At 64.3% G+C, this 15,113-nt stretch carries 13 protein-coding genes and 1 pseudogene; 13 read left to right on the top strand and 1 reads right to left on the bottom strand.

Going from position 1 to position 15,113, the window contains the following annotated elements; genetic code table 11:
* Nucleotides 1-8 precede the first annotated feature (8 nt).
* The 13 genes and pseudogenes from AB4851_RS17390 (at nt 9) to AB4851_RS17330 (ending at nt 13,659) form a co-directional block, all read left to right on the top strand.
* On the top strand, nt 9-683 hold the full coding sequence (locus AB4851_RS17390) for a response regulator transcription factor (RefSeq protein ID WP_414443306.1): 675 nt from the start codon (nt 9-11) through the stop codon (nt 681-683).
* A 314-nt stretch (nt 684-997) separates the two neighbouring features.
* Entirely contained in the window at nt 998-4,243 is a 3,246-nt protein-coding gene (locus tag AB4851_RS17385) for an efflux RND transporter permease subunit (protein WP_414450824.1), read from the top strand.
* On the top strand, nt 4,233-5,423 hold the full coding sequence (locus AB4851_RS17380) for an efflux RND transporter periplasmic adaptor subunit (protein WP_414450823.1): 1,191 nt from the start codon (nt 4,233-4,235) through the stop codon (nt 5,421-5,423). Before AB4851_RS17385 ends, AB4851_RS17380 begins: the two co-directional genes overlap by 11 nt.
* A complete protein-coding gene (locus AB4851_RS17375; RefSeq protein ID WP_414450822.1) occupies nt 5,416-6,984 on the top strand; it encodes an efflux transporter outer membrane subunit in 1,569 nt (522 codons plus the stop codon). Before AB4851_RS17380 ends, AB4851_RS17375 begins: the two co-directional genes overlap by 8 nt.
* Before the next feature lie 321 nt (nt 6,985-7,305).
* A complete protein-coding gene (locus AB4851_RS17370) occupies nt 7,306-7,548 on the top strand; it encodes a hypothetical protein (RefSeq protein WP_414450821.1) in 243 nt (80 codons plus the stop codon).
* Nucleotides 7,549-7,714: 166 nt separating this feature from the next.
* A pseudogene (locus AB4851_RS17365) lies at nt 7,715-7,987 on the top strand (transposase); the annotation flags it as partial.
* A gap of 43 nt (nt 7,988-8,030) precedes the next feature.
* Entirely contained in the window at nt 8,031-8,552 is a 522-nt protein-coding gene (locus AB4851_RS17360; protein ID WP_414450820.1) for a hypothetical protein, read from the top strand.
* Nucleotides 8,553-8,664: 112 nt separating this feature from the next.
* Entirely contained in the window at nt 8,665-8,976 is a 312-nt protein-coding gene (locus AB4851_RS17355; protein ID WP_414450819.1) for a hypothetical protein, read from the top strand.
* A gap of 434 nt (nt 8,977-9,410) precedes the next feature.
* A complete protein-coding gene (locus tag AB4851_RS17350; RefSeq protein WP_414450818.1) occupies nt 9,411-9,818 on the top strand; it encodes a hypothetical protein in 408 nt (135 codons plus the stop codon).
* On the top strand, nt 9,815-10,738 hold the full coding sequence (locus AB4851_RS17345) for an alpha/beta hydrolase family protein (RefSeq protein ID WP_414450817.1): 924 nt from the start codon (nt 9,815-9,817) through the stop codon (nt 10,736-10,738). Before AB4851_RS17350 ends, AB4851_RS17345 begins: the two co-directional genes overlap by 4 nt.
* Nucleotides 10,739-10,811: 73 nt before the next feature.
* A complete protein-coding gene (locus AB4851_RS17340) occupies nt 10,812-11,651 on the top strand; it encodes an alpha/beta hydrolase (protein ID WP_414450816.1) in 840 nt (279 codons plus the stop codon).
* 229 nt (nt 11,652-11,880) lie between these two features.
* Nucleotides 11,881-12,276, top strand: coding sequence for a MarR family winged helix-turn-helix transcriptional regulator (locus AB4851_RS17335; RefSeq protein WP_414450815.1), 396 nt, complete (start codon nt 11,881-11,883; stop codon nt 12,274-12,276).
* A 75-nt stretch (nt 12,277-12,351) separates the two neighbouring features.
* Nucleotides 12,352-13,659: a chloride channel protein gene (locus tag AB4851_RS17330; protein WP_414450814.1), complete on the top strand. Its 1,308-nt coding sequence runs from the start codon at nt 12,352-12,354 to the stop codon at nt 13,657-13,659.
* A 242-nt stretch (nt 13,660-13,901) separates the two neighbouring features.
* Here AB4851_RS17330 and AB4851_RS17325 read toward each other — a convergent pair whose 3' ends face one another.
* Nucleotides 13,902-15,077 carry a porin gene (locus tag AB4851_RS17325; protein WP_414450813.1) on the bottom strand — a complete coding sequence of 392 codons (1,176 nt, stop codon included), beginning with the start codon at nt 15,075-15,077 and terminating at the stop codon, nt 13,902-13,904.
* Nucleotides 15,078-15,113 lie beyond the last annotated feature (36 nt).

Below are 15,113 nucleotides of genomic sequence, written 5' to 3'. Positions count from 1 at the left end.
CGTCTCACATGTCGAAAATCCTGACGATCGAGGACGATGTCCTGATCGCCGACAGCATCGCGCGCCAACTGAACGCGCAGGGCCATACCGTCGACGTGGCGCGCACCGGCCGCGAAGGCATCGCCAAGGTGATGGCGGGCGAGTACGACGCCGTCACGCTCGACCGCATGCTGCCCGATCTCGACGGGCTGACGATCCTCTCGACGATGCGCGGCGTGGGCCTCGACACGCCGGTGCTGGTCATGAGCGCGATGTCGGAAGTCGATCAGCGCATCGCCGGCCTGCGCGCGGGCGGCGACGACTACCTCGTCAAGCCGTTCTCGCTCGACGAGATGGTGGCGCGGCTCGAAGTGCTGATGCGCCGCCGGCCGCGCAACGCACACGCCGAAACGGTGTTGCGCGCCAACGGCATCGAGCTCGACCTGGTGCGCCGCAGCGCGGCGCTCGGCGCGCACGAGCTGGACCTGCTGCCCACCGAATTCCGCGTGCTCGAATTCATGATGCGTCACGCCGGCCGCGTGCTGACGCGCACGATGATCTTCGAGGGCGTGTGGGGTTGCCGCTTCGATCCGGGCACCAACCTGATCGACGTGCACGTGGGCCGGCTGCGCCGCAAGATCAACAAGCCCGGCGAAGCGCCGCTGATCCGCACGATTCGCGGCGCGGGCTACATGCTCGGCTGATCGGCATTTTTTGCGCCGCTCGCACGGCATTCCGCTGTCCGGTTGCGCACACAACCATCTTGTCGAACGCCGCCATGCGACGTTATCGCAGCGTTTTTCACGCTCGATTTCATCCCCGCTTCATGTTCGCGTGCCAGCGCGCCGCCCGCTGCCGCACCCCGCGCCGCCGCCATGAAACTTCTTTCATGTTTTTAGCGACCGGCTGTTAGGGCGGCCTCCCCAGAATGCAGTCGTCGGCGCCTGTCCGTGTTTTCCCGCATGCGGCGGCGCCCGCGCCAACCCACCGAACGACGCTTTCTACGGAGCAGCATCACATGCTGAAAATCGTCCGGCTCGCCCTTGTCCGGCCCTACACGTTCATCGTGCTGGCGCTGCTGATCTTGCTGGCTGGCCCGCTTGCGGCATTACGCACGCCCACCGACATCTTCCCGGACATCCGCATTCCGGTGATCAGTGTCATCTGGAATTACTCAGGCCTGCAGCCGGACGACATGTCCGGACGGATCGTGACGTACTACGAACGAACGCTCGGCACCACCGTCAACGATGTGCAGCACATCGAATCGCAATCGTTCCGCAGCTTCGGCATCGTCAAGATCTTCTTCCAGCCCACCGTGGACATCCGCACGGCAACGGCGCAGGTCACCTCGGTGTCGCAGACGGTGCTCAAGCAGATGCCGCCCGGCATCACGCCGCCGCAGATCCTGAACTACAACGCCTCGACGGTGCCGGTGCTGCAAATCGCGCTGACCAGCAACACGCTCGACGAACAGAAGCTCGAGGATGCCGCCGAGAACTTCATCCGCCCGCAGTTATTGTCCGTGCCCGGCGTGGCGATCCCGACGCCTTACGGCGGCAAGACCCGTGAGGTGCAGATCGACCTGAACCCGCAGGCGCTGCAATCGAAGGGCCTGTCGGCGCAGGACGTGGCGCACGCGCTCGCGCAGCAGAACCAGATCATTCCGGCCGGCACGGAAAAGATCGGCCGCTTCGAATACAACATCAAGCTCAACAACAGCCCGCTGGCGCTGGATGCGATCAACGATCTGCCGATCAAGTCGGTGGATGGCACGACGATCTACATCCGCGACGTGGCGCACGTGCGCGACGGCTTCCCGCCGCAAACCAACATCGTGCGCGTGGACGGCCACCGCGCGGTGCTGATGAGCATCCTGAAGAACGGCTCGGCCTCCACGCTCGACATCATCGCCGGGGTGAAATCGAAGCTGCCGCTGATCGAGCAAACGCTGCCGCCGGGCCTGAAGCTGGTCACGCTGGGCGATCAATCCACCTTCGTGAAGGGCGCCGTGAGCGGCGTGGCGCGCGAGGGCGTGATCGCCGCCGCGCTCACCTCGCTGATGATCCTGCTGTTCCTCGGCAGTTGGCGCTCGACGCTGATCATCGCGGCCTCGATCCCGCTGGCGGTGCTGTCGGCCATCGCGCTGCTGGCCGCCACCGGCGAAACGCTGAACGTGATGACGCTCGGCGGGCTCGCGCTCGCGGTGGGGATTCTGGTGGACGATGCCACGGTGACCATCGAAAACGTCAACTGGCACCTGGAGCAGGGCAAGGACACGCGCACCGCGATCATCGACGGCGCACGCCAGATCGTGATGCCGGCGCTGGTGTCGCTGATGTGCATCTGCATCGTGTTCGTGCCGATGCTGATGCTCGACGGCATCTCGCGCTTCCTGTTCGTGCCGATGGCGAAGGCGGTGATCTTCGCGATGATCTCGTCGTTCGTGCTGTCGCGCACGTTCGTGCCGATGCTCGCGCAATACCTGCTCAAGCCGCACGCCTCGGGCGGCCACGCCTCGGGCGAACTGGCCGCGATGATGGACCCGCACGGCGGCCAGCATCACGCGCCGCCGTCGCGCAACCCGCTGGTGCGCTTCCAGCGCGCGTTCGAACACCGCTTCGAGCGCATTCGCGGCAGCTACCGCGTGCTGCTCGGCCTCGCGCTCACGCGCCGCAAGCCGTTCGTGATCGGCTTCCTCGCGATCGTGGCGGTGTCGTTCCTGCTCGCGCCGTGGCTCGGCCGGAACTTCTTCCCGACCATCGATTCGGGCGAGATTTCGCTGCACGTGCGCGCGCCGGTCGGCACCCGCGTGGAGGAAACCGCCGCCGAATTCGATCGCATCGAGAACACCATCCGCGCCACGATTCCGCCGTCGCAACTGCGCGAGGTGATCGACAACATCGGCCTGCCGAAGAGCGGTATCAACCTGACGTACAACAACAGCGGCACGATCGGGCCGCAGGACGGCGACATCCTGATCTCGCTGTCGAAGGATCACGCGCCCACCGCCGACTACGTGAAGACGCTGCGCGAACGGCTGCCGCGCGATTACCCGGGCACCACGTTCTCGTTCCTGCCGGCCGACATCGTCAGCCAGATCCTGAACTTCGGCGCGCCCGCGCCGGTGGACCTGCAGGTGGCCGGCCCGAACCAGGCCGCGAACCTGAAGTACGCGCAGGAACTGTTCCGCAAGCTGCGCCTGATCCCGGGCGTCGCCGACCCGCGCATCCAGCAGGCCACCACCTATCCGCAGTTCACGCTGGCGGTGGACCGCACGCGCGCCGATCAGCTCGGCATTACCGAACAGGACGTGACGAACTCGGTGGTGGCGTCGCTGTCGGGCACCAGCCAGGTGGACCCGACCTACTGGCTCAACCCGAAGAACGGCGTGTCCTACCCGATCGTCGCGCAAACGCCGCAGTACCGCATGACCTCGCTGTCGGCGCTGCAGAACCTGCCGGTGACGGGCGCGAGCGGCCAGTCGCAATTGCTCGGCGGCCTCGCCACGGTCACGCGCGGGATGGGCGACGCGGTGGTGTCGCACTACAACATCGAGCCGCTGTTCGACATCTACGCGAACACCCAGGGCCGCGACCTCGGCGCGGTGGCGACCGACATCCACCAGATCATCAAGGCCACCGCGAAGGATCTGCCGAAGGGCTCGACCGTCACGCTGCGCGGCCAGGTGCAGACCATGAACGATGCGTTCGCCGGCCTGCTGCTGGGCCTGGTGGGCGCGATCGCGCTGATCTACCTGCTGATCGTCGTGAACTTCCACTCGTGGGCCGATGCGTTCGTGATCGTCTCGGCGCTGCCCGCCGCGCTGGCCGGCATCGTCTGGATGCTGTTCATCACGCACACGCCGCTGTCGGTGCCCGCGCTGACCGGCGCGATCCTCTGCATGGGGGTGGCCACCGCCAACGCGATCCTGGTGGTCAGCTTCGCGCGCGAGCGGCTCGCCGAAACCGGCAACGCGCTGGTGGCGGCGATGGAAGCCGGCTTCACGCGGTTCCGCCCGGTGCTGATGACGGCGCTGGCGATGATCATCGGCATGGCGCCGATGGCCCTCGGCCTCGGCGACGGCGGCGAGCAGAACGCCCCGCTCGGCCGCGCCGTGATCGGCGGCCTGGCCTGCGCCACGCTGGCCACGCTGTTCTTCGTTCCTGTCGTGTTCAGCCTCGTGCACCGCCGCGATGCGCTCAAGCACGACGCGTCCCGCGATTCCTCCCATTCCGCGTCCGGAGCCAAGCATGTCCACTGAGATCGATATCAAGTCGCCGAAACGGCTGCCCAACCTCAAGCTCGTCGCCGCGATCGCCGCCCTGGTCGCGATCGGCGTGGTGGCCAGCGGCATCGTCGGCCGCCTGCATGCCAAGCAACAGATGACGACCTGGTCCGCCACGCAGGCGGTGCCGACGGTGGTGGCCTACACGCCGTCCACCGGCGGCGACGGCTCGGCGCTGGTGCTGCCGGGCCATCTGTCGGCGTTCGAGAACGCGCCGATCCACGCCCAGGTGTCGGGCTATCTGCACGCCTGGTACGCCGACATCGGGGCGCACGTGAAATCCGGCCAGTTGCTCGGCCTGATCGACACGCCCGAACTCGACCAGCAGCTCCAGCAGGCGCGCGCCGATCTGCAAAGCGCGCAGGCCAACGAGAAGCTGGCCGCGTCCACCGCCGCGCGCTGGACCAAGATGCTGCAGCAGGATTCGGTGTCGCAACAGGAAACCGACGAGAAGACCAGCGACCTCGCCGCCAAGCAGGCGATCGTCGCCGCCGCGCAGGCCAACGTCGGCAGGCTTGAAGCGCTCGAAGGCTTCAAGCGCATCACCGCGCCGTTCGACGGCGTGGTCACCGCGCGCAAGACCGACATCGGCCAGTTGATCTCGGCCGGCAGCGGCACCGGCCCCGAGCTGTTCGCGGTGTCGGACGTGCATCAGTTGCGCGTGTACGTGAGCGTGCCGCAGAGCGAGGCCGCCGCGATCCATGCCGGCATGCACGCCACGCTGACCGTGCCCGAGCATCCGGGCCAGACGTTCCAGGCCACGCTGGTGGACACCGACGATTCGATCGCCGATTCCACCGGCACCCTGCTCGTGCAGTTGATGGTGGACAACAGCGACGGCAAGCTGATCCCCGGCGAATACACCGAGGTGCATTTCGCCCTGCCGAAGGATGGCCATACGCTGACGATTCCGGCCAGCTCGCTGATCTTCCGCCAGAACGGCCTGCAGGTCGCGGTGATCGGCAAGGACAATCACGCACTCCTGAAGAATGTGACGATCGGCACCGATCTCGGCACGCACGTGCAGATTGCCACCGGCCTCGACGCCGACGACCGCGTGATCGACAACCCGCCCGATTCGCTGTCGTCGGGCGATCCGGTGAGGCTGAGCACGCCGGGCGGAGCTTCGACTTCGACGGAGCAGGCGCATGGTTAAACGCCGGCTTTGCGCGGTGCTGGCCGGCATCGCGTTCCTCTCCGCCTGCTCGTTCGCGCCGACCTATCACGCGCCCGCCACCGCGCTGCCGACCCAGTTCAAGGAAGCGGGCGGCTGGCAGACGGCCCGGCCCGCCGACCGCATCGAACGCGACGGCTGGTGGAAGGCGTTCCGCGATCCGGTGCTCGACCGGCTCGAAGTGCAGGTGGCCGCCGCCAACCCCGACGTGGCCGCCGCGATGGCGCGTCACGACGAGGCCGGCGCGCTGTTCGATCAGGCCCGCTCGGGGCTGTTCCCGACCCTCGGCCTGGGCGCGGGCATCTCCAGCAACCGCGCGTCGAACACGCGCCCGCTGCGCGGCGCGACGCAGCCCGACATCTATGGCGACAACACGCTGGAAGCCGGCTTCGACTACGACCTCGACCTGTGGGGCAAGGTGCGCAACGAGGTGGCCGCCGGCCGCGCCACCGCGCAGGCCAGCGCCGACGATCTGGCCTCGGTGCGCCTGAGCCTGCAGGCCAGCCTCGCCAGCGCCTACTTCAGCCTGCGCGGGCTCGATCAGCAGCAGAAGCTGCTGGCCGACACCATCGACACCTACCGGCACGCGCTGAAGCTCACCATGAGCCGCCACGCGGGCGGTATCGCGTCCGATCTCGACGTGTCGCGCGCGCAGACGCAGCTCGATTCCGCGCGCGCCTCGGCCGAAGACGTGCGGGCGCGCCGCGCGCTTTACGAGCATGCGATTGCGACGCTCACCGGCGTGCCGGCCTCGTCGTTCTCGCTGGCCGCCGACCTGAGCACCGCGCACCTGCCGTCGATCCCGGCCGGGTTGCCGGCCACGCTGCTGCAACGCCGGCCCGACGTGGCCGCCGCCGAGCGCCGCATGGCCGCCGCCAACGCGCAGATCGGCGTGGCGCGCGCCGCGTTCTTCCCCGACATCACGCTCGGCCTGGTGGGCGGCTATCAAAGCTCGGGGCTGGGCCACTGGCTCAGTGCGCCGAACGAGATCTGGTCGATCGGGCCGAGCCTGATGCTGACGCTGTTCGACGGCGGCCGCCGCCAGGCGATCACCGATCAGGCGCACGCGAAGCTGGCCGAGAACGGCGCGAAGTATCGCGCGGTGGTGTTGCAGGCTTGTCAGCAGGTGGAGGACAACCTGGCGCTCACGCATCACCTTGGCGACGAGGCGGATCGGCAGCAGGAAGCGCTCGATGCAGCGGAGCGGACGTTGGCGCTTTCGATGTCGCGGTATCGCGATGGGGTGGTGAGCTATCTCGATGTGGTGACGGCGCAGACCACCGAGCTGAATACGAAGATCGCGATGCTGGAGTTGGATACGCGCCGGCAGTTGGCGGCGGTGGGCTTGATTGCGGCGATTGGCGGCGGGTGGTCTGGCGAGGGCGGCGGCGGCTCCGCGATGGCGGATGCGCATGGCGGCGCTGCTGCCGGTGCCGCGCCTGCGGCGGCGTCGGGCGTGGCTGCCGCCGTGCCGGTGGCGGCTTCGTCTGCGGCGCCTTCCAACTCGAACTCGACCGGCGCGCGAGACGCTACACGAATCTGAATTTCCCCCTCCTGCGGCATGTGTGGTGCGTGCCGCGCTTTTGGGCGTCCGCCGGTTTCGGTGGACGCTTTTTTTTGGTCGGGTTGATGTGAGTGGCTTTGTTCTCTGCCTTTATGGTGGTTAGCAGTTGAATCCGCCGCCAGTAGTGGTCGTTCGACATCCGCCTCCGGATCGATAACAATTCCGTCCGTTGACTTGACGGCCATGTTTGCTCCAGCCTCACTCCGCTCGATATCCAACGGACGGGGCAGAATACGCAGCTTCATGGTTCTTGAGCCGTGGGTTGCTGGCGTTGTTATGAATGTGTGGGGGGAGCCACGAATGAACGAATTCCCGATACAGGCGCAAGGTTATCGAAGTGTGTTCAAGCTTTATAGCGAGGACGGCAAGCGAATTGTCGATGTACTGGAGTTTCGCAACGGTGAAACGTATCTGGACGAACAGGAGATGGTCGAGGGCACAACACCCAGGAACCGACATTGGGGGAAGGTTGGTCGGCCCATTCGCCTCGCCATCAGATGCGGAAAAATTCGTGGTCGCAACCCCTTGGTTTCGAGGAAGTAATGCATAAGCATCCACTTCCAACCTTCGACAACGAGTTGGTCGCCTGATATCTTGCCCGATTAAGATGATTTGCCTACGAGCGCCTCCAGTGAGCGAGCGCACCTCGATAACGAGCTGGCAGTTATTAAAATCGAGAGTCGTTCCGATGTTTGGCCGAGAGCGTGTCATGCACTTCCTGGCTCACCTGGCGCGAAGCGGGACGAAAAAGCGCAGCCCCTACCCAAGCGACATAACGGATGAAAAATGGGAATTCGTGGCGCCCGAACCGACCTTGATAAACGCGGATGCGCTGCAGCGGCAATACGAACTGCGAGAGCCGCACAACGCGTTGCGCTGGCGAGCCCGCGCAGGCGCGCCGTGGCGGTTGATACCGACTAATTTTCCGCCATGGGAAGCCGTTTACCGGCGGATGCAACGAGGGCGTCGCGCCGGCTGTTTTTATAAGGAAATATTCTCTAAAAATTCAACTTATATGACTAAAAATGAATGACATTGAACAACTAGAGGATTGCGCCGAGGACATTGAATTCCAGCAGACGCCGGGATGGGGGTTTATGGTGGCAAATGGATGGGGCATTTGTCTTCTTTTAATTTTCCTCAGTGGCGTCGCAGGATTTTTCTCAACCCATGCCGGCGCTTTAATTTTAATTATTTCAACAATCTCATTCCTCCTCATTGCCTTCACAAAGGTTTATTGGAGCGCCCGCATCAATGAAAAAATAATTTGCCGCAACGTATACTTTTTTGGATTTATTGCATCCTCCAAATTCCAGAGGATAGAACAGGATTATTGGCTGCAATGCAGGCGATCTTCATCGGGCCTGATTCTCGAAATCTGCAAGGGCAATGCCTGGGAAACAATCACACTCCAAGAAGTATATTTCGGAAAATTTGGACCGACTAAATATGACCGCCAAGGCCTTGATAGGCTTCGTGCCTCCCTGGCACAAGTTACTGGAATCGAGGACCGAGGCTGGGACCGATATTCCATGCCGGCCCGATAGAGGCAGGCCGTTGCTTACACAGGCCGCATTCGTCCAGGAGAGCACTGTCGATAGTGCACCTCGATGTCGTTGACAATCTCAAAGAGAATTGGACCTTCTGGAGTTGAGCGCAGTGAAGAATATTCAGGTCATCGATAGCGCAGAAAATTGCGTGTACGACATATTCGCAGCAGCCGACGATCAATTTTTGCTGATCTTTCCTCAGGGAACGAACATCGCGTTTATTGACGAGGTCTATTGCCGCGAAAGCCCTGATCTGCTCGACGCAGCTTTTCGCGAGATCTGGTCGCGTCCGATCAGCAAGGCAGATGCGAACGGGATTCACGGCATCTTGTTTTACGGACTCGAGTCCAAGAAACCCTATTATCCGACCAGGAAAGACCAAGAAGCGATCAACCCTGACGGCAGCCGTTTGCGAAGATGATCGGCCTTTCAGTTGAGCGATCGACTGCTTTCGATTTAATGTTAACTTTCTGTCTTGTTTTGCCCGACAGGAAGCGATACCTAAAGAACTGATAGGCGACTGCGAATGGTCACTCGATCGCCTTGAGCCGGCGTTGCGTCATCGGCCATTGCTGACGTTCGGCAACGCGGTGGCCAAGGACTGAATACGATACGAAGGGGACTTGGCTGACAGGTCAAAACCTCGGCATAGGCTCAAGGATTGCTCATGGCGGCAGCACTGGAGTGACACGTGCCGCTCTGTGAACGGGAGTCGGCCCGACCGCCTTATCGCCCGAAACGACATCAACACGACGGCGCAAAGCGGAGGGCGAAGCGGGGGGCGAAACGTGCAATCATGCCGGGACCGTGACTTGCACGATGTTCGCCACCGTCATCTGATAAGCGTGCCTCAGGATGCCCGACTACCGTTTCCGCAGCCCCTTGCCCCGACGTCTGGTCCTCGGGTTCGTCGCGCTCTGGTTTTCGATTGGCGGCGTCTGCCACTTCATGTTTACCGATGCGTTCGCAAGCATCGTCCCACCGTCCATACCGTCGCCGTACGCGATGGTCTACATCAGTGGTTTCTTCGAACTGCTCGGCGTGATCGGTCTCGTCTCGCGGCTTACACGACGCTACGCAGGTTGGGGCCTTGCCCTGCTGACCGTGGCCGTGACGCCCGCCAATGTCTATATGTGGCAGCACGCGGCGCTTTTTCCATCGGTTCCACCCGGTCTGCTCTTGGCGCGCCTGCCCTTCCAGGCGTTGTTGATCGCAGGGATTGTCTGGTCCACGTACGATCCTCGGCCGGGGGACGTCGCTTGAAAACGGCGCACGGATTCAAACGCCTGCTTCAAACGCTGGCCTTGGCGGCACTATTTGCCAATCGCTGTCTGGCAGCGCCGATGTCGTTGGATGCCTACCTCGCGATAACCGCGCCGCCCGCCACGACCGTTTTTCACTACGGCCCCGCGCCGTCCCAGATCGTCGCCTTTTATCGCCCGCGAGGCGCAGGGCCGTTTCCCGTCGCCATCCTGGTTCATGGGGGATGCTGGCAAAGCCGATACGGCGGACTGCCGCAAATGGGGGCGATCGCTGCACGCCTGGCCGAACACGGCATTGCTGCGTGGAATGTCGAATATCGCCGCGTCGACGAACCCGGCGGCGGATATCCCGGCATGTACCAGGACATGGGCGCTGCCATCGATTTATTGCGCAGCCGGGCGTCCGCCCTCGATCTCGATGCGAGCCGCGTGCTTGCCATCGGGCATTCGGCGGGCGCGCAACTCGCACTGTGGGCGGCGAACCGCTCGCATTTGCCTCAGCACAGCGGCCTGCATGTTCCCGTCTCGCTCCCCATTCCGACCGTCATCAGCCTCGGCGGATTCGGCGATCTCGAGCGCGATGCGAATGCGATTCGCCAGGCATGCAGGGTCGATGTGGCGGCACTGACCGGCTCGCCCGACGACAGGCGAAACGATGTTTTTTCCGACACGTCTCCCGCTGCGCTGCCATCCGGCACGGCGCGTGTCATTGCCATCAATGGTGCGGACGATACGATCGCGCCGCCTGCGCTCGCGCAAGACTATGTGTCGCGTGTACGGAAGGCTCACGGCCAGGCCAGGTTGATCGTGGTGCCGGACGGTGGGCATCTGGACGAAGTGTCATTGACCTCGCCCGTGTGGCCGATATTGAAAAAGGAAATTCATGATGCCTTGCAGTTTTCTCCGCCGGCAGCACGGTAATCACCTGCATCAGACAAAGCGCGATCGTGCGCCCTCGAGCTCGCCCTTACGCGCGTTACGTCTATTGATTGTGATGGCCTTGCTCCCGGGCTTGAACGCCTGCGTCAGCAGCTTGAATGCGCTTTCGGCAGGTCACGATCTGACGATTGCGCATGACGTCAAATACGGCAGCGATGCGCGTCAGGGCATGGATGTCTATACGCCGAGGGATGCCGAACGGCACGCCGGAAAGGGGCGGCCGGTCGTGGTGTTTCTGTATGGCGGTAGTTGGCAGGAAGGCAGCAAGAAAAACTATGGCTTCGTCGCGGCCGCCCTGACTCGTCACGGCTACGTGACGTTCGTGCCGGATTACCGCGTCTACCCGCAAGCGCGCTATCCCGACTTCCTGGAAGATTCCGCCCACGCGGTCGCCTATGCGCGCGCCCACGCGGCGCAGTATGGCGGCGATCCCTCGCGCCTGTTCCTGGTCGGGCATTCGGCCGGATCGTATAGTGTCGCCATGCTCGCGCTCGATCCACGCTGGCTGGGTGCAGTCGGCCTCGACCCGGTGCGCGATATTCGCGGCGCCGTCGGGTTGGCCGGCCCGTACGATTTCCTTCCCTTGCAAGATCCGATACTGGAAAAAATCTTCGAGAATCCGGGCGGCCTTGCCGTGACGCAACCCATCAACCACGTCAGCGGAACCGCACCGCCGATGCTCTTGATCGCAGGCCGAAACGACAAAATCGTCGACCCTGGCAATACCGACCGGCTCACCGCCCGCATACGCGAGAAAGGCGGTCAGGTGGAAGAAATCATGTACGACCGAGCAGGGCATCGCATCATCATCGGCGCGTTCTCGCGTGCATTGCGCTTTCTCTCGCCCAGCTTCTCCGATACGACGCGCTTTATCGATCGGCACGATACGCCCTGAACGCAAGGAATGGGCATCGTCAGTGGATTGATGCAATCACGTTGGCCGAGGTCGCGATGCAAGCGACGACATGCAGGTCGTTGATTTCCACGCGCACCTTCGCCAATACTCGGGCGGGCATCCCCATGCTCCGCCCCGCCAAGCCTCGATACACTACGCACCCCGACCGACGCCGCAACGAACCCTCCATGAACCGCACCGCCACCAGCCGCAAACCCGGCGCCCCCGCATGACCCCGCCCGACAAGCAGGACCTGGAAGCCATGTCGTCGTTCCGCCACGAACTACGCAAATTCCTGCGGGCTTCCGAGGAAATCGCCAACGCGGCCGGCATCACCACCCTGCAATACCAGTTGCTGCTGCATGTTCGCGGCTTCCCCGGCCGCACCTGGGCCAGCGTCGGCGAACTGGCCGAACGGTTGCAGGCCGCGCCAAACGGCACCGCCGCACTCGTATCCCGCTGCGAAACCGCCGGGCTGGTCGAGCGACGCGCCAGCGACGCCGACCGGCGGCTCGTGCAGGTCCACCTCACGCGCAAGGGCGAGCGCTGCCTGCTCGACCTCGCCGCGCAGCACAAAGCACTCTACGGCGCATTCGGCTGGGTCTTCTCGAACCGAGAAGACTGACCCCCAAGCCATACCCAGCCGGCCCGGCCAGACATTTATGTCACAATATGCCTCTTTTCCCGGCCGGCCCCTCCCATGCGCTTACCTACCCTTTTCGACCGCCGCACGATCGTGCGCGGACGACGCCGATGGCTGCACTTCGGCCTGTTCTGGATGGGGGCGGTGGCCACCGGGCTGGTGGCCGTGCTGTATGCGCGGCTGATCGATTTCGGCTACGACCTGTTCCAGCGCATGCACGCCGCGCACTTCTGGCTGCCGCTATTGGTCACGCCGGCCGTGTCGGCGCTCGGCGTGTGGCTGACGCGCCGCTGGTTCCCCGGCGCGGAAGGCAGCGGCATCCCGCAGGTGATCGCCAGCCTGCACGACGTGCGCGGGCTCGGCCCCCGGCTGCTGACGCTGCGAATCCTGGTCGGCAAGATCGGCATCTCGTTCCTGGCCATCCTCGGCGGCTTCACGATCGGCCGCGAGGGGCCGACGATCCATGTGGGCGCGTCGCTGATGTATTCGATGCGGCGCTTCTACCCCGCGCGGCTGCGCAGCATTTCCGGCGTGGCGATCGAGCACAAGCTCGCGCTGGCCGGCGCCGCGGCCGGGCTGTCGGCCGCGTTCAACGCGCCGCTGGCCGGCGTGGTGTTCGCCATCGAGGAGTTGTCGCGCAGCTTCGAGCAGCGCACCAGCGGCGTGCTGATCACCGCGATCATCTTCGCGGGCGTCGTCTCGCTGGCCTTGCAGGGCAACTACGTCTATTTCGGCACCATCGCCATCGACGGCCATCTGCCGAACCTGCTCGCGGTGGCCGTGGTGCTGGTCGGCCTGCTGACCGGCACGCTCGGCGGGCTGTTCTGCTGGCTGCTGCTCAACACGCCGCGCTGGATGCCGGAGCGGCTGCTCGCGCTGCGGCAGAACCGGCCCGTGCAGTTCGCCGCCGTATGCGGCTTCGTCATCGCGGTGATCGGCGTGGCCAGCAGCGGCCACACGTTCGGCAGCGGCTACGCCGAGGCGCGCGGGATGCTGGAGGGGCACGCACAGGTGTCGGCCGTGTATCCGCTGATCAAGATGGCGTCGATGATCGGCTCCTACCTGCCCGGCACGCCGGGCGGGCTGTTCGCGCCGTCGCTGGCGATCGGTGCGGGCGTGGGCAACACGCTGCACCTCGTGTTCGGCCAGATGCAGTTGCCGATGCTGATCGCGCTCGGCATGGTGGGATATCTCGCCGCCGTCACGCAAAGCCCGATCACGGCGTTCGTAATCGTCATCGAGATGATCAACGGGCACGCGCTGGTGATTTCGCTGATGGCGACGGCGTTGATTGCGAGCCAGACGTCGAAGTTTTTTGCGCCGCCGTTGTATGAGGCGTTGGCGCAGCGGTATATGAAGCGCTGAGGGACACGCGCCCGCTCTCATAAAAAAACCCCATGACGCAACCGCGTCACGGGGTCGAAAGATCACCGCCATCCACTCGCCGCACCACTACCGCCGGCAAAACAAGAGAGACGGAAACCGCACTACCGGCGCACCCGGTCGCTCGACCGGACACGCCGCCACCTAAGCGCGCGAATCGATCGATCCTCGCGCAAGACCAGGCGGCACGCGCCGCCCGGCCTGCTTCAACCGGCGAGGACCGGTCAGAACTTGTGACGAATGCCGGCTGCCACGACAGCCTGGCGGTTGTTGCTCGACGCCGCGAAGTTGAAGATGCCGGCCTGGCCCAGCACCGACACGCCATCCACGCCGCTGACCTTGCGATACACGCCTTCGAGGTACAGGTCGGTGCGGCGCGACAGCGCGTAATCGGCCTGCAGCATGAACTGGTTCCACTTCGGCGCCAGCGTGCGGCCGGCGTTGTCGAAGCGGCCTTGCGTGTAGGTGTACGAACCACCCAGCGTCAGGGCCGGCGTCAGGAAGTAGCGCGCATTCAGTTCGTAGTTGCTGAACGTGAGCAACTGGCCGTTGACGCTGCCGTACGAGCCGCCTTCCGAAATTTCGTTCGGGTTGTTCAGGATCGTGCGCGTGTAGACGAAGCCGACGCTGGCCTTGTCGAACGCGTAGCGTGCGCCCGCGCCGAAGGTGCGCCAGCGGCCGCCCACCAGCATCGAATCGCCATCCGCGCTGCTCAGCGCGCCGCCCGTGTTGGCCGGCGTGTTCACGCCGCCCGGGTTGTTCGATTGCAGGTAGCCCACGCCCAGGCTGACCGGGCCGTTCGCATACGCGGCGCCGACGCTGTACGCGTTGTTGTTCGACATCCCGCCGCCCATGTTGCTGAAGGCGTAGGCGCCGCCGAACGAGAATCCACTGTAGTTCGCACTGCGGAACTTGATGGAGTTGTTCATGCGCGTGTCGTTCGCGAGGTTGTCGTTGTCGAACGGGTGGTCGGCGATGTTGCCGCCGAAGCCGGAGCCGGTCGCCGACAGCGGCGCGACGTAGTCCACCAGGAAGTCGTACTGACGACCCAGCGTGATGGTGCCCCACTGGTTGCTCGACAGGCCGACGAAGGCCTGACGGCCGAACTCGTCACCGCCGTTGCCGAGCTTGCCGTTGTTGACGCTGAAGCCGTTTTCGAGGGTGAACACCGCCGACAGGCCGCCGCCGAGGTCTTCATTGCCGCGCAGGCCCCAACGCGAGGTGCTCACGTTGCCGCTTTGCACGCTGTAGGACGGGCCGCTGACATTGCCCGATTTCTGGTTGCTGATGTAATCCAGGCCTGCATCGATCGTGCCGTAGAGAGTCACGCTGCTCTGCGCATGAGCGGCGGTCGAAAGCAGGCACGCGAGCGCCGCCGGGATTGCCAGATATTTCTTCATGATGATTTCGCTAGAGTGGGTCGGTCTTCTCGCACC

The organism is Burkholderia sp. 22PA0099, from assembly GCF_047497165.1.
In the GTDB taxonomy this organism is placed as follows: Bacteria; Pseudomonadota; Gammaproteobacteria; order Burkholderiales; family Burkholderiaceae; genus Burkholderia.
This window is presented reverse-complemented; position numbering and strand designations above follow the sequence as displayed.

Coding starts and splice junctions, on each gene's coding strand:
- AB4851_RS17390 (WP_414443306.1), top strand. CDS start 9: ATGTCGAAAATCCTGACGATCGAGGACGATGTCCTGATCGCCGACAGC.
- AB4851_RS17385 (WP_414450824.1), top strand. CDS start 998: ATGCTGAAAATCGTCCGGCTCGCCCTTGTCCGGCCCTACACGTTCATC.
- AB4851_RS17380 (WP_414450823.1), top strand. CDS start 4,233: ATGTCCACTGAGATCGATATCAAGTCGCCGAAACGGCTGCCCAACCTC.
- AB4851_RS17375 (WP_414450822.1), top strand. CDS start 5,416: ATGGTTAAACGCCGGCTTTGCGCGGTGCTGGCCGGCATCGCGTTCCTC.
- AB4851_RS17370 (WP_414450821.1), top strand. CDS start 7,306: ATGAACGAATTCCCGATACAGGCGCAAGGTTATCGAAGTGTGTTCAAG.
- AB4851_RS17360 (WP_414450820.1), top strand. CDS start 8,031: ATGAATGACATTGAACAACTAGAGGATTGCGCCGAGGACATTGAATTC.
- AB4851_RS17350 (WP_414450818.1), top strand. CDS start 9,411: ATGCCCGACTACCGTTTCCGCAGCCCCTTGCCCCGACGTCTGGTCCTC.
- AB4851_RS17340 (WP_414450816.1), top strand. CDS start 10,812: ATGGCCTTGCTCCCGGGCTTGAACGCCTGCGTCAGCAGCTTGAATGCG.
- AB4851_RS17335 (WP_414450815.1), top strand. CDS start 11,881: ATGACCCCGCCCGACAAGCAGGACCTGGAAGCCATGTCGTCGTTCCGC.
- AB4851_RS17330 (WP_414450814.1), top strand. CDS start 12,352: ATGCGCTTACCTACCCTTTTCGACCGCCGCACGATCGTGCGCGGACGA.
- AB4851_RS17325 (WP_414450813.1), bottom strand. CDS start 15,077: ATGAAGAAATATCTGGCAATCCCGGCGGCGCTCGCGTGCCTGCTTTCG.